The 17,571-nt window shown below is 72.2% G+C and carries 14 protein-coding genes; 11 read left to right on the top strand and 3 right to left on the bottom strand.

Annotated features, from left to right (window positions below; all coding sequences use genetic code 11):
* Positions 1-234: 234 nt before the first annotated feature.
* Positions 235-1,404 carry a hypothetical protein gene (locus tag ACIGXM_RS05320; protein ID WP_396556976.1) on the bottom strand — a complete coding sequence of 390 codons (1,170 nt, stop codon included), beginning with the start codon at positions 1,402-1,404 and terminating at the stop codon, positions 235-237.
* A gap of 479 nt (positions 1,405-1,883) precedes the next feature.
* Between ACIGXM_RS05320 and ACIGXM_RS05325 the strand changes: the two genes are divergently transcribed.
* The 4 genes from ACIGXM_RS05325 to ACIGXM_RS05340 all read left to right on the top strand — a co-directional run bounded on the left by ACIGXM_RS05325 (position 1,884) and on the right by ACIGXM_RS05340 (position 5,214).
* A complete protein-coding gene (locus ACIGXM_RS05325) occupies positions 1,884-2,432 on the top strand; it encodes a YegP family protein (protein WP_396556978.1) in 549 nt (182 codons plus the stop codon).
* Positions 2,425-2,847 (top strand): hypothetical protein, encoded by a 423-nt coding sequence (locus ACIGXM_RS05330; protein ID WP_396556980.1) that lies wholly within the window; start codon positions 2,425-2,427, stop codon positions 2,845-2,847. The genes ACIGXM_RS05325 and ACIGXM_RS05330 overlap by 8 nt, the downstream gene beginning before the upstream one ends.
* Positions 2,848-3,152: 305 nt before the next feature.
* Complete coding sequence (locus ACIGXM_RS05335) at positions 3,153-4,208, top strand: PstS family phosphate ABC transporter substrate-binding protein (protein WP_396556982.1); 1,056 nt, start codon at positions 3,153-3,155, stop codon at positions 4,206-4,208.
* A gap of 376 nt (positions 4,209-4,584) precedes the next feature.
* Complete coding sequence (locus tag ACIGXM_RS05340; protein WP_396556984.1) at positions 4,585-5,214, top strand: hypothetical protein; 630 nt, start codon at positions 4,585-4,587, stop codon at positions 5,212-5,214.
* A 173-nt stretch (positions 5,215-5,387) separates the two neighbouring features.
* Here the strand turns inward: ACIGXM_RS05340 and ACIGXM_RS05345 are convergent, their stop codons facing one another.
* Positions 5,388-6,134, bottom strand: a complete 747-nt coding sequence (locus ACIGXM_RS05345) for a class I SAM-dependent methyltransferase (RefSeq protein WP_396556986.1) — start codon at positions 6,132-6,134, stop codon at positions 5,388-5,390.
* 498 nt (positions 6,135-6,632) lie between these two features.
* Here ACIGXM_RS05345 and ACIGXM_RS05350 point away from each other — a divergent pair, with 498 nt between their 5' ends.
* The 6 genes from ACIGXM_RS05350 (at position 6,633) to ACIGXM_RS05375 (ending at position 15,670) form a co-directional block, all read left to right on the top strand.
* Entirely contained in the window at positions 6,633-9,224 is a 2,592-nt protein-coding gene (locus tag ACIGXM_RS05350) for a hypothetical protein (RefSeq protein ID WP_396556988.1), read from the top strand.
* A 186-nt stretch (positions 9,225-9,410) separates the two neighbouring features.
* Positions 9,411-10,553 (top strand): phosphate ABC transporter permease subunit PstC, encoded by a 1,143-nt coding sequence (pstC, locus tag ACIGXM_RS05355; protein WP_396556990.1) that lies wholly within the window; start codon positions 9,411-9,413, stop codon positions 10,551-10,553.
* Positions 10,554-10,662: 109 nt separating this feature from the next.
* Positions 10,663-11,805 carry a phosphate ABC transporter permease PstA gene (gene pstA / locus ACIGXM_RS05360; RefSeq protein ID WP_396556992.1) on the top strand — a complete coding sequence of 381 codons (1,143 nt, stop codon included), beginning with the start codon at positions 10,663-10,665 and terminating at the stop codon, positions 11,803-11,805.
* A gap of 65 nt (positions 11,806-11,870) precedes the next feature.
* On the top strand, positions 11,871-13,649 hold the full coding sequence (locus ACIGXM_RS05365; protein WP_396556994.1) for a substrate-binding domain-containing protein: 1,779 nt from the start codon (positions 11,871-11,873) through the stop codon (positions 13,647-13,649).
* A complete protein-coding gene (locus tag ACIGXM_RS05370) occupies positions 13,646-14,584 on the top strand; it encodes a sortase (protein ID WP_396556996.1) in 939 nt (312 codons plus the stop codon). The genes ACIGXM_RS05365 and ACIGXM_RS05370 overlap by 4 nt, the downstream gene beginning before the upstream one ends.
* A 150-nt stretch (positions 14,585-14,734) precedes the next feature.
* Positions 14,735-15,670: a phosphate ABC transporter ATP-binding protein gene (locus ACIGXM_RS05375; protein WP_396556998.1), complete on the top strand. Its 936-nt coding sequence runs from the start codon at positions 14,735-14,737 to the stop codon at positions 15,668-15,670.
* A gap of 56 nt (positions 15,671-15,726) precedes the next feature.
* Here the strand turns inward: ACIGXM_RS05375 and ACIGXM_RS05380 are convergent, their stop codons facing one another.
* Complete coding sequence (locus tag ACIGXM_RS05380) at positions 15,727-16,557, bottom strand: HAD family hydrolase (protein WP_396557000.1); 831 nt, start codon at positions 16,555-16,557, stop codon at positions 15,727-15,729.
* Positions 16,558-16,836: 279 nt separating this feature from the next.
* Between ACIGXM_RS05380 and ACIGXM_RS05385 the strand changes: the two genes are divergently transcribed.
* Positions 16,837-17,466, top strand: coding sequence for a helix-turn-helix domain-containing protein (locus ACIGXM_RS05385; protein WP_396557002.1), 630 nt, complete (start codon positions 16,837-16,839; stop codon positions 17,464-17,466).
* The last annotated feature ends 105 nt before the right edge of the window (positions 17,467-17,571 follow it).

A 17,571-nucleotide genomic window follows, 5' to 3' on the forward strand; every position in this document is an offset into this window, starting at 1 on the left:
GTGGATGGGCCCCCCGCCTCGGGGGCCCCCCCCCCCCGCCCGCCGGGGGGGGGGGGCGGGGGGGGCGGGGCGCGCCCCCCCCCCCGCCCGCCCCGGCCGCCCCCCCCCCCCCCCGCCGCTCGGTGTGCTGTTCGTGCCGCTGTGCTGTTCGTCCGGCCAGCCGTCCGTTCAGGCAACTGCCCGGAGGACAGGTGTCTGAACGGACAGCTGGCCGCTGGCCCGGTGTCCGCCGGATCAGCCCCGGTAGGCGGGCAGGCCGGTGGAGGTCGAGACCTGGGTCGGCGCGGCGGAGCCGTTGGCCGGGAGGGTCGAGATGCCGTGCGGGGTCCGGACGGCGATGGTCTTGCCGTCGGGGGACCAGGCCGGCTCGGTGTAGTCCGTGGTCGCGTTCGGGGTGAGGTCCTTGGCGACCTGCCCCGAGCTGTGCAGGTCCTGCTCGAAGAGGTGGTCGTGGCCGTCGATGGAACGGACGAAGACGACCTCGCCGCCGTCGGGCGACAGCGCGGGCTCGGAACCCGGGGTCAGCACACCGCCCTGCTGGCGCAGGTAGTCGTCCCGGATGTAGACGTCGCCGTTGGTGTTCTGGTAGACGGTGCTGCCCTCGGCCGCCTCGCCGCCGCCGTTCACCCAGGAGTTCCCGTTGACCGGGTTCGGCGCCGGGACGTCGGAGGGGTACGAGCCCAGCGACAGCTGGGTCGGGCCGGCGTTGACACTGGTGGCCGGCACGGTCATCAGCATGGCGGCAGCGCCCTGGCCGGAGACGAAGAAGATGTTGTTCTTGGCGGGCAGGCGGTCTGCCGAGTCGGCCGGCGCGACCTGCCAGGTCGGGTGCGACCAGGCCTGACCGCCGGGGTTCTTGGCCACGGTCACCCGGCCGCTGCCGTTCGGGTTGGCGATGTCCAGGTTGCCCGAGCCGTCGATGAAGGCCGCCTTGCTGCCGTCCGGCGACCAGGCCAGGTCGCGGACGATGGTGCCGAAGTTCACCGAGGTGCCGTTCATCAGCACGTACTGGGTGCCGTTGCTGATGGTCAGTGAGCTGCCCCCGGTGCCGTTCACGGGCGTGCTGGGCGCGGCGGCGGACGAGGTGGGCGTGCTGCTCGGCTTGCCGCCGGAGGCGCCGCCCGAGGAGCCGGTACCGGTCGGCTTGGTGCCGGCGTTGCTGGGGGCGCCGGTCGGCCGGGCCGGGGCGGTCGGCACGGTGGAGGGCTGGGCGGACACCGGCGCCGGAGCGGTGCTGGCGGCGCTCGGCGCGCCGGACGGGACGGCCGAGGCGCTGCTGCTGGCGCCGGCCGAGGCGGTCGGGGCGTCCGGCCCGCAGGCGGTCAGCAGCAGGGCGGTGCCGGTGGTCAGCGCAGCGGTGAGCGCGATGGCGGTGGCGGTGTTGCGGCGGCGACGGATGGCCATGAGTCTTTCCCCCGGTTGTGGCGGACCTGATTCGAATGTGCTCGCTGCGAGCCGCCCTGCCGTCCCCCGGTTCGGTGCGCCCGTTCTGGCTGCCTGCCGCTCTGTGCGATGAGAGAAGCCTGTCAGTATGAGATCCGTAATCTGTTCGTCTGGCGTCACGACGGCGTAACCGGCCCTGGAGGCCGTCCCCCGGGGCGCTACCGGCCAGCCGTCCCGGCGGTGCCGTGGTCCCCGGCGCCACCTGCCCTGTTTCGTCATCTTGCCTGGCCCCCGCAGAAGTTGAACCATCAATCGACGTTAACGGGGGAGAACTTCCGGGCCAACAGACCTCCCGCGCCGGTATCGGCCCTATCTGCGTCCGGCTCCGGCCACCTAGCGTGGGGCCGTTGGAACGCGAGCACAGGATCTCTACGCGGTGGTCACGGGTCCCTCGCCGTGCGACGCCGCGTGGAATCGGACGGGAGACGGCAGTGGGCCGAATGGCCGGGGGGCAAGCGGGTGCCGACGGCATCCGTGGCGGGTTCCAGACCGAACGGGCGGCCAACGGGCGCTACCAGTGGCAGCTCAAAGCGCCGAACGGCCGGATTGTCGCGGTCTCCTCGGCGGTCTACGAGTCGCCGACCGAGGCCGCCCGTAGCTTTGACGAATTACGCCGTTCGGCAGCTGAGTTGACGGCGCGGATCACTCACGTCCGGGACGGCATCGGCTGGATCTGGGTGGTCCCGGGCCCGCGAGGGCTGCCCGACGCCCGCTCCAACCGCGCCTACGAGCGGTACGCGACCTGCCAGAACGCCTTCCGTCGCTTCGTCGCCCTCCTGGGGCGCCAGCCGGAACACGACCCCGACGGTCGCGGTCAACGGTGGCCCGCCACTCGCCATGCTCCCCTTGCCGTCCCTTCCACTTCTCTCTCCCAGCCGCCTTCTCCCGTCTCTGCACCCAGCCCCACCACCGCCCCGCCGGACGCCGGTCCTGCCACCCCCGCCGGGCCGGCCGGAGCCTCCTCGCTGAGAACGTCCGACGATGTCTGACCCACGCGCGCCGCAGCGCGGGCCCCGGTTGCTCGCCGTCCAGGGGGCGGATCGCAAGGTCGGCTGGTCGCTCGCGGCCGGCAACGGTCGCCGGCTTGCGGTCTCCGCGCGGTTCTATCGGGGCGAACTCGAACTGGTCGCCGCACTACGTGAGTTGCTGATCGAACGAGGCTCCCTTCGTTACACGCTGAGCCAGGATCAGGGCCGTGCCTGGCGCTGGTCCGCCTACCTCCCCCCGCGTAGCACCCGGCCCGGCCCGGGGATCGACGATCCGGTGGCCCGCAGTGCCCGGGGCTATCTGCGGCGTGACCAGTGCCAGCAGGGAGTGGCGAGCTTCCGTGCCGGACTCCAACTGCTGGAGAACGACTGGCGCATGGCCGGCCGTCCCGGTGGGGACGGGCGTTGGCCGTGGTGACCGAGAGGTTTCCGTCTCCGGCCCGAATCGCCACCGAGAGAAGAACGTCCGGCAGCGCAGCACCCTGATCGTGCCGCCCGGCTGCCCACGAACCACCGCGCCGGGCCAGCGACTAAACCATGCCACTGGCAAATACCTTGAATTCACTTCGACTTGAGCAACCACTGACCGACCTTTCCGGCTCGGAGGGCGTCCGGACAGGATCGGTCGCGCCGGACGGGCCGTCGGAACTGCGGCCCCCGGTCATGGGTCCGGCCCCGGACCCTCTCACGTCATGCCTGCTCTCCCACCGGAGGAAAAGCACCATGCGTCACACCGCCGCAAAGCTGTTCGCCGCCCTTGCGATCACGACCTCGCTCGCCACCATCGCGGTCGGCCAGGCCTCGGCCGACCCGGCCGTCACCCCGGCCGCCCAGGACATCGTCGGCGTGGGCTCGGACACCACGCAGGCAGTGCTGAACCAGTTCTCCACCGACTACAACGCCTACCTGACCGGGACGGGCGACACCACCTCTCCGCGCCTCTACAGCTGGGACGCCACCGGCACCTCGCCGATCACCACCAAGACCGGCGCCACCTCGATCGCCCGGCCGAACGGCTCCGGTGCCGGCATCTCCGCTCTCAACTCCACCACCGACTCCACCGTGGACTTCGCGCGCGCCTCGCGGGGGCCGCAGACCGGTGACCTGAGCACCGACCTCTTCGTGGCCTTCGCCAAGGACGGCGTTTCCTGGGCGGGCAACACCGGCGGCAACGCCCCGGCCAACCTGACCACCGCCGACCTCAACGGCATCTACACCTGCTCCATCACCAACTGGAGCCAGATCACCGACGTCCCCGGCTACACCGGCCCCAACGCGACCATCGACGCGTACCTCCCGCAGATCAACTCCGGTACCCGTGCCTTCTTCCTCAGCGCCATCGGTGGTGGCACCGCGGTCACCCCGGGCAGCTGCGTGGAGGCGTACAACCCGGAGGAGAACGAGGGCACCGACGCGGTGTTCAACGACCCCAACGCCATCACCCCGTACTCCGCCGCGCACTACATCGGCCAGGTCTACGGCGGCCACACCACCAGCACGGACGCCCCCGGCTACCTCGACCTGCGCTCGGTCGACGGCATCAACCCGATCACCTCCTCGAACACCCTGAACCCGTCCTACACCTCCACCGCTTACGGCCGTACGGTCTACAACGTGGTGCGCAACGCCGAGTGGACCGGCACCGACGCGCACGCCGCCGCGCTGAAGGCGATCTTCGGTACCACCGGTTGGATCTGCAAGAGCGGCGCGGCCGACCTGCACAGCTTCGGCTTCCAGACCCTCCCGTTCGGCGCCTGCGGCAGCACCATCCACATCTGATCTCAGGCCATCTCTCGTCGCTGATCCCAGGCCTTCCCCGCCCGGGGACGGGGAAGGCCCCTCAGCTGCCAGCCACCTGCCTCTGAGCTGCCCACCCACCGGGCCCACCGGTGCCCGCCACCGGCCTTTCGGGTCCCCAGCGTTCCCGTCTTCCGGTCCGCCCCACCCAGCGGACCGGGAGGCGGTAGCCCGGCCACCGCTCACGGTGCCCGTCGGAGCACCGTCCTCCTCTCGCGTGCTTCACCGGCAGCCTCCTCGCCGACCTCCGAGCGCTGCCGCTTCACGCTCTCCTGCCCCTCTCCGCCGGAGCCCCCGCGCTCCCGCTGGTGCGCTGCCGAACCCCTTCCCGTCGTCACCGATCCCCAAGGAGACCGCCATGCCCCGCACCAATACCGGCGCCCGCAGCCGTCTCGCCGTGTCCGCCGTCGTGATAGCCGCCGCTCTCGCCGTCCCCGGTCTCGGTGGCACCGCCCTCGCCGCCGCTCCGGCTTCGACTGCTGGCACCACCACTGCGCCGACCGGCAGTCTGGTGCTGCAGGAGGATGGCGCCTTCCTCCAGCAGTCACTCTCGGCCGGCATCGTCGCGATCGCGCTTCCTGGTGCGACCACGGGCTACAGCAGCAGCACCGGCTTCTCGGCGAGCTTCCCGGTGACCGGTGGCTCGGCGGACGTCCCCGGGTACTACGGAAACATCCAGGTGGGGGGCAACCTCCTGCTGGTGAGTGCCAGGACCGGGCGGACCGTGGTGTTCACCAAACTGGCCTTCAGTGTCGACAACTGGGCGATCACCGGTGTGCCGCTGGGTGGGACGACTCCGGTGAACCTGCTGGACCCGGTCGGCAACACCAACATCGCGGTGAGTGGGAAGACCCAGACCATGCAGGCCTCCGACCTGGAAGTGGACCCTCAAGGCGCGCAGTACGCCGACGCTCAATTGAACACCTCCTTTCTCGTGGCCGGCCAGCACGCCGGGACAGCTTCGCTGACCTTCACCGCCGGCAGCTGACCCCGGCCCGGCTCGACCGGGAGCAGCTGCCCCACCCCGGGCCCACCATCTGAGTGGGCCCGGTCGCGTTTCGCCGCGTGCCGGCCGCCGAGTGCTCGGTCACCCAGAGCTGGTGCGCTGCTTCCCGTTCGCGGGTCGCCGACTTCGGAGGTCGACCGGTGAGCCGTGTGTCGTCACCCCGGTGCCCCGCTGGGTGTCCCGACTCCCCTGCCGGAAAAGGCCTCCAGCGCCGGGAATGAGGCTGCGGGGGTCTCGGTAGCCTCGGGGGGCGATCCCTCGTGCGTGGAGCCGCAGGGGCGGAGCAGCGCGTAGTAGGCGAAGGGCGGACCCAGCAGGCGCGTGACGTGCATCCCAGCGGCGTTCGCCCGATGCGCCAGCGTGCTGCGCCTGATCTGGTGCCGGTCGAAGAACTCGCCCACCACCACTCGTCCCTCGGGGTGCACCACCCGGCGCAGCTCGGCCAGTGCCACTTTGGGATCGGGGATCTCGCCCAACGCGGTCACCAGGTAGGCGGCGTCGAAGACCTCGTCCGGGAAGGGCAGCGCGTGCGCGTCCGCGCAGGTCGGCACGATGGTGTCGATCCCCAGCCGCCCGGCTCGGAGCATCACGTGGTCCAGCATCTCCTGCTGGATGTCCACGATGTCGAGCCGCCCGCCCGGGCCCAGCCGGGGAGCGATCCGGAGCGACTGCAGTCCTGTGCCTGGGCCGATCTCCAACACCCGCTGACCGGGGCGGAGTTCCAGCAGGCTTTCCAGACGCTGCTGGGTGAGGAACGGCAGCGGCAGGTCGAGCAGGCGGCGCTGCGCGTACGGATAGGGCGCCGAGTCCAGCGCCCACCAGGACCAGGCCGCCGCGCCGACGGCGGTGGCGGCCAGGCCACGGCGGAGGCCGGGGCTGTGCAGAGCGTGTCGAGCGTTCATGGTGAGCCCGTCCTCGAGATCACGGCTGACCATCGGTCAGCGAACTGGTCCGGAGCTGCTGGTACTCCGTTGACGAACACCAGCATCGGCCCGCCGGGTCGGTCGGTCATTCCCCCAGGGGCCCGTCTTCGTAGTGGTGTTGGCTCCACCCCGAAGACGGGACCTCGCTGGATGGTTCGACTACGGCTGACCCGTCTACGGTGCCGACATGAGTACCAGCGGAAGGCCGCGGCGGCGTTCGGCGGGTGGCGGTGGCGCCGCACTCCCGGCCGGTCGTCCGTGCGGCCGACCGGCGCGCGGTTCGCCGAACGCGAGTGGGGATCGGTCGCTTGGGCCGCACTCCCCGGCGGGGTCCGGTTGGGGCCTCGTACACCTGGCTGGCCGTCAGAGGTCATGTGCTCATGGACGAATGGGGTCACGGGAATCCGTGGATCCATTCGCGCGACCGTCACCCCACCATTCGCTCGTCCGCGGCCTGTGCCACCGGAGGTGTCCCTCATGAAGGTCCGTGACCGAGCCCTCGGGCGGCCGGGCTGGTACTCCAGAGCCGGGCTCTCGGCCGTGCTCGCCTGTGCGCTGCTCGCCGTGCTCGCCGTCCTGCCGCTCGGCGCGGGTACCGTGCAACAAGCCCGCGCGGACGCGGACTCCAAGACCGTGACCGGTCCCAGGGTCTGGCGGCCGGCCACTGGTACCTACGGGCCCACCGGGACGGTCACGGTGACGCCGACCAGCTCGCTGACCGACCAGGTGGTGCACGTCTCCTGGACCGGTTTCACCCCGACCACGACCATCGACGGCCAACCGCGGACCTCGGTCCAGGTGGCCGACAGTAGCGCGATCTACGCGGTGCGGGTCTACGAGTGCCGCGGCAGTGACCCGGGCCCGACCGACTGCTACGGCGACCCGCTCTACGGTGGCAACCCGGCGGCCGGTTTCCAGCAGCCCAACCGCGGCGGCGGCCTCTCGGCGCCGGAGTTCCCGTCGAACATGGCGATCGCCGCCACCGCGCCCAACGGCACCGGCCAGGCCGATCTGGAGGTCTTCACGGCCGTCCAGAGCCAGAGCCTCGGCTGCGACGACACCCACCCCTGCTCCATCGTGGTGGAGCCCAACTACGGTGGGGACGCGCTGGGTATCGACGCCCTGCTGAACAACGACCCCAGCGGCGCGCCGAACTGCGGCGACCACAGCTACGACCGCGACGGCGGTACCAACCAGGCGACCGACGCCACCGTCGCCGGTGGCGGCAACCTGGTCAACAACAACGAGACCGGCGAGGCCTGCGCCTGGGCGAACCACGTGGTCGTCCCGCTGAGCTTCGCGCCGACCGCCACCTCCTGCAAGGTCGCCGCCGCGGACTTCACGATGGCCGGCCTGGAGATGGCCAACCGGGCGGTGCAGCAGTGGCGCTCGGGGCTCTGCCTGGCCACCACCGACCCGTTGAACATCCAGTACACCTTCTCCGGCGGTGAGCCCCAGGCCCGGTCCGCCTTCCTGCGGCAGAGCGGCGCCGATGTCGCGTTGACCGCGCTACCGGACACCTCACCCGCCCCGCGTCCCTATGTCTACGCACCACTGGCGAACTCCGCGATCTCGGTGGTGTTCGCGGTGGACAACCCGGTGACCGGGCGGCCGATCCACACCATGCGGCTCAACGCGCGGTTGCTGGCGAAGGAACTCACCCAGTCCTACGCCATCGAACCGGCCGGCAGTGCCCCGGCATCAGTGGACGGCAACCCGCGCTGCATTTTCGCGGATCCGGAGTTCCTGGCGCTCAACCCGCCGAGTCTGATCGCACCCGAGCAGTGGCCCAGTTGCCCCAACACCCCGTCGAGCCTGCCGATCGTGGTCGGTGGCACCACGGACCTCGTCCAGCAGCTGACCTCCTGGATCGCCGCCGACCCGGACGCGGAGAGCTTCCTGCAGGGTGCGCCCGATCCGTGGGGGATGCGGATCGACCCCTATTACCTGCGCCCGGCGTTCTCCGGCTACCCGGTCGACTCCTTCGTCCCGCAGGACTCCTCCGGATTCCACCGGATCCCCAACGACCCGCTGTCGAACTGGCAGCAGTACGAGTGGAACCCGCTGCTCGGCGGGCTCGACCAGGTGGCCCGGCAGTTCCTCTCCAACACCCCGACCTGCCAGTCCCCCATCATGGACGGCAGCGGCAAGCACCCGGCCTGTGCGGCCGAGGTGCAGGGTCAGCGGCAGTTGATCGCCGTCCTGGACACCGGGGAGGCCGAGGCGTTGGGCATGCCGGAGGCCCAACTGCTCAACGCCGCCGGATCGTTCGTCGCCCCTTCGCTCTCCTCGATCGAGGCCGCCGCGACCGACATGCCGGTCAGCCCGCAGACTGGCACTCAGCAACTGCCCTATGGCGTACCGGACAGCGCCTACGCGCGGGACGCCGGTGCCTACCCGCTGACCACGGTCCAGTACGCGATGGTGCCGACCGCTGGGCAGTCGGCGGCGAAGGCGACCGCGATCTCCCAGTTCGTCCAGCAGGTCACCAACCCGGGGGGCGGGCAAGTCTACGGGCGCAACCCCGGTCAGCTGGCGCTCGGTTACGCCGATCTGACGCAGACGCAGCAGGCGCAGGCCCAGGCCGCCGTCCAGCACGTCGCCGCGCAGGACGGTGCCCTGCCGGGCAACCAGACGGCTCCGGTCTCCCCGTCCGCGAGCCCCACCGCCACCGCGTCGACGACCACCGGCCCGGGAGGGGTGCAGCCGCTTGCCGCCGCCCCGGCGCCGGCGATCGCCAACCCGAACGGAACGGGGGGCGCAGGCCAGGCGGGTGCTCCCGGCCTGGTCCCCGGAGGGAGCGGGGCAGCTCCCGAGGGCGACGGCAAGGCTGCCGCGGGGCCCTCAGCAGCAGCTGCGGCGGAGACGTCGAGTGAGCCTTCATTGGCACCGGTGGCCGCCGGCCAGCCCGCGCCCGACCGAGCGGGGCTGGCCCGGCTGTTGCTTCCCGTGGTGCTGATAGCCGGGGCGGTGCTGCTGGTCGGCGGTCCGGCCGTGCTCCTGCTGAGCGGTACGGCTGCCGGAGGCCAGCTGGTGGCCCGCCTGCGCAGGACGGTCGGCGGCGGCTGAACGCCCCGCGCGCAGCGCGGCGGCCGCGCCCCGGCCGCTGCCCTCGCGCCACAGGAGAAGCCCACCCCGTCCGAGCCGGAGAGCCGATCACCCATGACACCTGAGCAGCCTGTGCCGCCCGCCGAGCCCGGAGCCGGACCCGACCCTGGACCCGGACGTCTGCCCGGTCCTGGTTCCGAACCCTCCGTGCCGGAGGAGGGTTCCTTCCCCGCCGGGATCTTTCCTGCCACCGGCACCGCGGTGGACCCCACGGCCGACACCGTTCGCATCCCGGTGCGGGATGCGGCAGGCGCTCCCGCGACCGCCGTTCCCGACGCCGGGCCAGGCTCCCACCTCGGCCGAACCGACGGTGACCCTGACGCTGACAGCGACCGCCCGCGGGCCCTGACCGCGCCTGCCACCGCCGGTGACCGGGTCTTCCGCGGGCTGCTGCGGGCGGCCGGACTCTCGGTCTTCGCGATCATGGGTCTGATCGCCTTCTTCCTGCTGCTCCGCGGTATCGAGGCACTGCGGGTCACCGGGTGGTCGTTCCTCACCGAGCAGCGCTGGCGCACCGAGGCGCACACCTTCGGCATCGCCGCGGTGCTGCCGGACGGTGTCCTGATCGCGGTGGTCGCGCTCTGCTTCGCCGTGCCGGTCTCGCTCACCGCGGCGGTCTTCATCTCGGAGTACGCGCCGGCCAGGTTGCGTGGGCCGCTGGTCTCCCTGGTGGACCTGATGGCCGCGATCCCGAGCATCGTGTACGGGCTGTGGGGGTTCTTCTTCCTGCAACCGCGAATCGTCGGCCTGGTCCGCTGGTTGGCGCTCCACCTGGGCGGTGTCGTCCCGTTCTTCAAGGTGACCACCGGTGACATCGGGACCTCCTACACCTCCTCGACCTTCATCGCCGGGCTGGTGGTGGCCCTGATGATCACGCCGATCATCACCTCGCTCAGCCGTGAGGTGTTCTCGCAGGCGCCGCAGGGCGAGCGCGAGGGGGCGTACGCGCTGGGTGGCACCAGGTGGGGGATGGTCCGCACGGTGGTGCTGCCGTTCAGCCGGGGCGGGATGATCGGCGCGGTGATGCTGGGCTTCGGCCGGGCGATGGGGGAGACCATCGCCGTCGCGATGATCATCTCTCCGGCCTTCAAGATCACCGGTCATGTGCTGGAGAACGGCGCCAACTCGATCTCCGCCCTGATCGCGCTGCGCTTCAGTGAGTCGGACGGCCTCTCGCTCTCCGCGCTGATGGCCGCCGGCCTGGTGCTCTTCGGGCTCACCCTGCTGGTGAACGTGCTGGCGGGCGTGGTGGTCGGCCGCTCCCGCTCCGGCGCCGCGACGGCGGACTGACCATGACCGGACCGACCACGCCGGCCAACCCGTCAGCCCCCGCCGCGCAACCCGCGCCCGGCCCCTCCGCATCACCACCCCGCTGGTCCGACTCCGAAGGGAAGCCCCGATGACCACCCTGGATCTGCCCGCGGCGGTGCCGGCGCTGGGCCCGGCCGTGTCACCGGAGCGCCGCCGGCGCCTCGGCGGTGTCACCGGCCCGGAGGTCGCCACCCTGGTCGGCGCGGCGGTCGGCTCGCTGGCGCTGGACTGGCTGCTCTACGAGCGCCTGCTGCCGCTCAGCGGCGCGCAGGGTTTCCTGTTCTGCTGGTACCTGCTCTTCCTGGCCTTCTGCTACGCGCTCGGCAGCCTGCAGTGGGACCGGCTGACCGTGCGGGAGCGGCTGGTCACGGTGGTGGCCTGGAGCGCCGGCCTGCTGCTGGTCGTGCTGATCGTCGAGCAGCTCGTCTTCGTGACGATGCGCGGGCTGCCCGCCGCCATCCACGGCAACTTCTTCACCCAGACCATGGAGCACACCTCGGCGCTCTCGCCGATCACCTCCGGCGGGGTGCTGCACGCCGTGGTCGGCTCGCTCGAACAGCTCGGCCTGGCCACCCTGTTCGCGGTGCCGCTGGGGATCGCCACGGCGGTCTTCCTCTCCGAGGTCGGCGGCCGGACGGCCCGCCCGGTCCGGACCCTGGTGGAGGCGATGACCGCGCTGCCGTCCATCGTGGCCGGGCTCTTCGTGCTCGGGGTGGTGATCCTGACCCTGGGTGTCGAGTCGAGCGGCTTCGCCGCCTCGCTGGCGCTCACCGTGATGATGATGCCGATCGTCACCCGCGCCGCCGAGGTGGTGATCCGGCTGGTTCCGGGAACGCTGCGGGAGGCCTCCTACGCGCTCGGCGGCAGCCAGTGGCGCACGGTCTGGAACGTCGTGCTGCCCACCGCCCGCCCGGGGCTGGCGACCGCGGTGATCCTGGGCATGGCGCGCGGGGTCGGCGAGACCTCGCCGGTGCTGCTCACGGCCGGCTTCACCGCCCGGCTGAACGCCGACCCGTTCACCGGTCACCAGGTCAGCCTGCCGCTCTACATCTGGAACTACGTGCGGCAGCCCTACCCGGACATGATCGCGCGTGGTTTCGCCGCCGGGCTGACCCTGATGGCGCTGGTGCTGGTCCTCTTCGTGGCCGCCCGGCTGCTCGGTGGTCGCCGGCCGGGCGAGTTGACCCGGCGCCAGCGTCGCGCGATCAGCCGGCAGGAGGGCGGCAGATGAGAACCGCCGGCCCGCTCACGTCCGCGGCAACGCCGCCACCCGCCCCTCGTATCGGAGGAACCGCCATGCCCTGGGCCCCCGCCCGCTGTCGCCGGGCCCTGCGTGCCCTCGCCCTGCTGCTGGCCCTTCCGGTCCTGCTGCTGGCCGGGCCGCAGGCGGTCGCGGACACCTCGCTGAGCGCCGACGGTTCGTCGTGGGCGGGACCGGCGCTCGACAAGTGGCGCACCGACGTCTCGACCCAGGGCATCCAGATCGACTTCCGTCCGATCGGCTCGGCCGCCGGCCGGCAGCAGTGGGAGGCCGGGCAGGACGACTTCACCGCCTCCGACGTCCCGTTCCGGTCGACCGCCGACACCGGCGCCAGCGACGGCGACCACCGGGCGGGCAGCGGAAACGCCGAACTCCCGGTCTACGGCTACTCCTACGTCCCGGTCACGGCCGGCGGTACCGCCTTCATGTACAACCTCAAGCTCGGCGGCAAGCAGGTCACCGACCTGCGGCTCTCCCCGGACAACCTGGTCGACATCTTCACCGGGAAGATCACCTACTGGGACGACCCGAGGATCACCCAGGAGTACGGCCGGGCACTGCCGCACCTGCAGATCACGCCGGTGGTCCGCTCGGATGGTTCCGGCGCGACCGCGCAGTTCACTCGCTGGATGGAGCACACCCACCAGCAGCAGTGGGACGCCTACTGCACCGCGGCCAACGGCGTGACCTGCGGCGACTACACCGAGTTCTTCCCGCCGACCGGCCGCATGGTGTCGCTGAACGGCTCGGACGCGGTCGCCAACTACATCCAGCAGCCGACCGGGCTCGGCGCGATCGGCTACGACGAGTACGCCTTCGCGCTGACCAGCAACTGGCCGGTCGTCAAGGTGCTGAACCCGGCCGGCTACTTCAGCCTGCCCACCGCCTCCAACGTGGCGGTCGCGCTCACCGCGGCGAAGATCCGCGGAGTGGACGACAACACCTCGCCCAGCGACCCGAGTTACCTGGAGCAGGATCTCGACGGCGTCTACACCAACCCCGATCCACGCTCCTACCCGCTCTCCAGCTACAGCTACCTGATCGTGCCGCGGGCGGGTGCGGCCGATCCGGTGCCACCTCGATTCAACAACCAGAAGGGCGCGGCGCTCAGCCAGTTCCTCAGCTACGTGCTCTGCGCCGGGCAGGGCGCCGGGATCGACGCCATCGGCTACTCGCCGATCCCGCGCGGGCTGGTCCGCGGCGGCCTGCTGCAGACTGCGCACATCCCGGGCAACACCAGCACCGTGGATCCCAACACGCTCGCCAACTGTCCCAACCCGACCTTCAACGCGGCGGGCCAGCTCACCATCCTGGTCAACGCACCGCAGCCGAGCCCCTGCGACCACCAAGGTGAACCACTCACCTGCACGGTGACCAACGGCCAGCCGAGCAGTGGGGGTTCGGGCTCGGCCGGGTCGGCGGCCGGCTCCGGGGCGGGCGGCTCGGTGGGTGGCGCCGGCGGCAAGCCGGGTGGCAGCGGCACGGCTGGTGCCGGGGCCCGCGGCGGGAGCGGTGCGTCGGCCGGCGGCAGCGGACCGGGTGGTGCGGCCTCCGGCGGTGCGACGGCGACCGATGGCAGCGGGAGCGGCAACGGCCCGGCGGCGATCGACCCGCAGACCGGCGAGCAGGAGGTCGCCCAGGGCGTCGGTGGCGCGGCGCCCGCGACCGTGGTCGCCCTCGACGGTCGCCCGCAGAACTGGGTGCTCGGCTCGCTCACCGGGTTGGAGCTGGTCGCGGTGGTGGCGGTGCCGCCGTTCCTGGGCAGCTGGCTGCGCCGCCGCCGGGCCGGCGCGGTCTCCGGAGGCCGGCGATGACCCAGCAGCTCGCCGCTCCGGCGGCACCCCTGGACAGCCCGGCGGTGCCGGGCCCGCCGTCGGGTCCGCCGGTCGCCGAGCCGCCCGTCGCGGTGGCCGGTCCGGCCCCGCGAGCGGTCCGCCGGCCCGGCCGGCTGCTCCGGGTGGGCTGGTCCGCCACCCTGCTGGCCGGGCTGCTGCTCGGTTTCGTGGGCTACCTGGTGGCACTCTCGGGCCTCCAGGAGCAGCACTACCAGGCGGCCACCTACCAGACCTTCCGCTACCAGCTGGCCAACGCGACGGCCCCCACCGGTGCCGCGGCGGACGGCACCCCGGTGGCCGTGCTCGACATCCCGGCGATCGGCCTGGAGCACGCCGTGGTGGTCGAGGGCACCAGCGGGCGCGACCTGATGCGTGGTCCCGGCCACCGCAGGGACACCGCGCTGCCCGGTCAGCAGGGGACAGCGGTGCTGTTCGGGCGTGGCACGGCGTTCGGCGCGCCGTTCGGGCGGCTCGCCGCGCTGCGGTTGGGCGACAAGATCTACGCCACCACCGGCCAGGGCAGGTTCAGTTACACCGTCAACGCGTACGGGGACGGGAGCCATCCGATCCGTGACCCGGCGGCTCCGGCCCGGCTGGTGCTGACCACCAGCGACTCGGGCTGGATCCCCACCGGCACCGTGCTGGTCGGCGCGCGGCTGGACGGCCCGGCCCAGGACAACCCGTACGGCCGGCCGGCCCTGCTCCCGGCCGACCACGCGTTGGCGGTGGACGCCGGCGCGCTGGCCGCGCTCCAGCTCTGGGCGCTCGCGCTGTTCGGCGCGGTGCTGGCGGCGACGGTCGCGGCCCGTAGTTGGCAGCGACGGGCGGCGTACCTGGCGTCGGCCCCGGTGGTCGCCGCGCTGCTCTGGGCGGTCTACGAGAACGCCGCCGCGCTGCTGCCGAACCTCTATTGACGTCCGCTGTTGACGTCCGCCCCCTCGTGGGCCCGTTCGTTCGCATGGTGGCCCGTCCGCTTGGATGCCCGCCCGCCCGCTCGCTCGCATGCCGGCCCGCCGATGCCGCCGCGCCCGCACCGCCCGTACCAGTGCCCGGAAGGACCGCCGATGACCAGCCACCCGCACGACCAGCCCGCCGCCGACGAGCCCGAGGCCCCCGCCGCCAGCACCGTCACCCTGCCGTTGCCGCTGCCGGTCCAGCCGACCACCGCGGACCCCGCGGCCGGGACGGTTGGGGCAGCCGGGGTGAGCGATCCGGAGGCCGCCCGGCTGGCCGGCCTGGTGACCCGGGACGTCTCCGCGTGGTTCGGCGCCCGCAAGGTGCTCGACCGGGTCTCGCTCGCCATGGCGGCCGGTGAGGTGACCGCGCTGATCGGGCCGTCCGGCTGCGGCAAGTCCACCTTCCTGCGGACCCTGAACCGGATGCACGAGATGGTGCGCGGTGCCCAACTCGCCGGTGAGGTCCTGCTGGACGGGGAGGACGTCTACGCGCACGGCCGCCGCCCGGCCGAGGTGCGGCGCCGGATCGGGATGGTCTTCCAACGGCCCAACCCGTTCCCCGCGATGTCGGTCGCGGACAACGTGGCCAGCGGTCTCAAGCTGGCCGGGATCCGGGTCTCCCGCGAGCACCGCGAGCACCTGGTGGAGAGCAGCCTGCGGCGCGCGGGTCTGTGGCACGAGGTCAGTAGCCGGCTGCACACCCCCGGTGGCGCGCTCTCCGGCGGTCAGCAGCAACGGCTGTGCATCGCCCGCTCGTTGGCCGTCTCGCCGGACGTGCTGCTGATGGACGAGCCCTGTTCGGCGCTGGATCCGACCTCGACCCGCCGGGTGGAGGAGACCATCGCCGAGCTGCGCGGGCGGCTCACCGTGGTCATCGTCACCCACAACATGCAGCAGGCACAGCGGGTTTCACAGTCCTGCGCGTTCTTCCTGGCGAGTCACGACACGCCGGGCCGGATCGTCGAGGCCGGTCCGACCGAGCGGCTCTTCACCGACCCGGCCGACCACCGCACCGCCGACTACGTCAACGGCCGCTTCGGCTGACGGGGTTGGGCCAGGAGGCGTGAGGAGGGGAGAGGGACAGTAGCCGGCGAAGGCGCTCAGCCGGCCCGGCGGCCGATCAGATCCTCGATCACCCGGGCCACGCCGTCGTCGTCGTTGCTGACGGTGTGCTGGGCGACCGCGGCGAGGACCTCGGGGTGGGCGTTGGCGACGGCGTACCCGGTACCGGCCCAGGCCAGCATCTCCAGGTCGTTGGGCATGTCGCCGAAGGCGACCACCGCGCTGCGGTCGATGCCCTGCTCGGCGCACCACCGGGCCAGCGTGCTGGCCTTGGTGACACCCGGCGCGCTGATCTCCAGCAGGGATATCGGACTGGAACGGGTGATCTCGGCCAGCGGGCCGGCCGCGGCACGGGCCTCGCCGAGGAAGCGGTCGGGATCCAGATCGGGGTGCTTGGCCAGCACCTTGTAGGTGTCCTGCACCCGGCCGTCGGTCAGCAGCTCCTCGGCGGGCCCGACCGGGTGGTCCTCCTCGGCTCCCCACATCGGCACCTGGTACTCCGGCTCCCGGGCGAACCCGAGCGGGCACTCGAAGGCGAACGCCGTGCCGGGCAGCCGCTCGCGCAGCAGCCCGATCACCTTGCGAGCCTCCGCGACCGGCAGCGGGAAGCTCTCCAGCGCCACTCGACGCCGGACGTCGAAGACCACGCTGCCGTTGGAGCAGATCGCCACCCCGTGGTCACCGATGTGCGGGCCGAGGTGCTGCATCCAGCGCGGCGGCCGGCCGGTCACGAAGACGACCTGCAGCCCGGCCTCCTCGGCCGCGCCGAGTGCGGCGGCGGTCCGTTCGGACACCATGCCGTCGCGGCACAGCAGGGTGCCGTCGAGGTCGGTGGCGATCAGTCGGGGGCGCGGGGCAGCCTGGGTCACCCATCCATCCTCGCAGGTGCGGTCGGCCAGATGGACAGGCTCGGAATCAGGCCCGGAAACAGCGCCGGCGGCACGCGGTCAACCCCCGTGTGACCGTGTGCCGCCGGCTGCCGTCTATTTTGTTGGACGGCGCGCTTGAACATACGCTGACCCCACCGGGGGCTGTCAACCGTGGATGAAACAAGGCGGTTCAGTCAGATCCGAGATCCATTTGAGTGGATACTGGGATGATTCGAACAGAACCCCCTGGAGCTTCGCGGACGAGGAACGGTGATTCCGATGGCTGAGTCGATGGGCATCCGGCCCGCACCCGGCCGACGCACCCTCGCGGAGAAGCTCGACCACCTCTTCCGGGAGATCCACCCGGCCCACCGCGGACCGTTCAGCTACCACGAGGTCGCGCAGGCGATCAAGCAGCAGGCCGCGCCCGGCGGCCCCACGGTCTCGCACGGCACGCTCCAGCAGATCCGGACCGGGGCCAAGACCAACCCCACGGTCAACACCCTGGAGGCGATCGCGGCCTTCTTCGGCGTCCCGGCGGCCTACTTCCTGGACGACACGGTCGCCGAGCGGGTGGACGAGCGGCTGTGCGAGCTCAAGGCGGACCTCCGGGCCGCCGACCCCGCGCGGATCCCGGGTGCCATGCCCGCCGCGATGGCGATGGTCCCCCCGACGGCCGTCCCCCCGGCCGCCGCCCCAGCGGCCCCCGTGGTTGCTCCCACCGACGAGCTGGCCGACATGCTGGCCGACAGCAACATCCGCGCCGTCGCCTTCCGGCTGGCCGGCCTCTCGCCGCGAGCGCTCCAGGGCCTGCGCACCATCGTCGACCAGGTCCGCAAGATCGAGGGTCTGCCCGAGGTGAACCTGGCCCGGCGCGGCCGCCAGCGGGTCGAGCAGCGCGGTGAGTAGCGCGGTGAGTAGCGCGGTGAGTAGCGCGGTGGGGGTCGCGGTACCGGCCGTCTAAGCTACTCGTCGATCCGTGACAAGCCGGCTACTCCCGTCCACCCGCGGCCG

Source organism: Kitasatospora sp. NPDC052896, assembly GCF_044547075.1.
Lineage (GTDB): Bacteria > Actinomycetota > Actinomycetes > Streptomycetales > Streptomycetaceae > Kitasatospora.

Excerpts from the sequence above, each read along its gene's own strand:
- ACIGXM_RS05365 (WP_396556994.1), top strand. The coding sequence starts at position 11,871 with ATGCCCTGGGCCCCCGCCCGCTGTCGCCGGGCCCTGCGTGCCCTCGCC.
- ACIGXM_RS05350 (WP_396556988.1), top strand. The coding sequence starts at position 6,633 with ATGAAGGTCCGTGACCGAGCCCTCGGGCGGCCGGGCTGGTACTCCAGA.
- ACIGXM_RS05345 (WP_396556986.1), bottom strand. The coding sequence starts at position 6,134 with ATGAACGCTCGACACGCTCTGCACAGCCCCGGCCTCCGCCGTGGCCTG.
- ACIGXM_RS05385 (WP_396557002.1), top strand. The coding sequence starts at position 16,837 with ATGGCTGAGTCGATGGGCATCCGGCCCGCACCCGGCCGACGCACCCTC.
- ACIGXM_RS05340 (WP_396556984.1), top strand. The coding sequence starts at position 4,585 with ATGCCCCGCACCAATACCGGCGCCCGCAGCCGTCTCGCCGTGTCCGCC.
- ACIGXM_RS05325 (WP_396556978.1), top strand. The coding sequence starts at position 1,884 with ATGGCCGGGGGGCAAGCGGGTGCCGACGGCATCCGTGGCGGGTTCCAG.
- ACIGXM_RS05330 (WP_396556980.1), top strand. The coding sequence starts at position 2,425 with ATGTCTGACCCACGCGCGCCGCAGCGCGGGCCCCGGTTGCTCGCCGTC.
- ACIGXM_RS05370 (WP_396556996.1), top strand. The coding sequence starts at position 13,646 with ATGACCCAGCAGCTCGCCGCTCCGGCGGCACCCCTGGACAGCCCGGCG.
- pstA (WP_396556992.1), top strand. The coding sequence starts at position 10,663 with ATGACCACCCTGGATCTGCCCGCGGCGGTGCCGGCGCTGGGCCCGGCC.
- ACIGXM_RS05375 (WP_396556998.1), top strand. The coding sequence starts at position 14,735 with ATGACCAGCCACCCGCACGACCAGCCCGCCGCCGACGAGCCCGAGGCC.
- ACIGXM_RS05320 (WP_396556976.1), bottom strand. The coding sequence starts at position 1,404 with ATGGCCATCCGTCGCCGCCGCAACACCGCCACCGCCATCGCGCTCACC.
- ACIGXM_RS05335 (WP_396556982.1), top strand. The coding sequence starts at position 3,153 with ATGCGTCACACCGCCGCAAAGCTGTTCGCCGCCCTTGCGATCACGACC.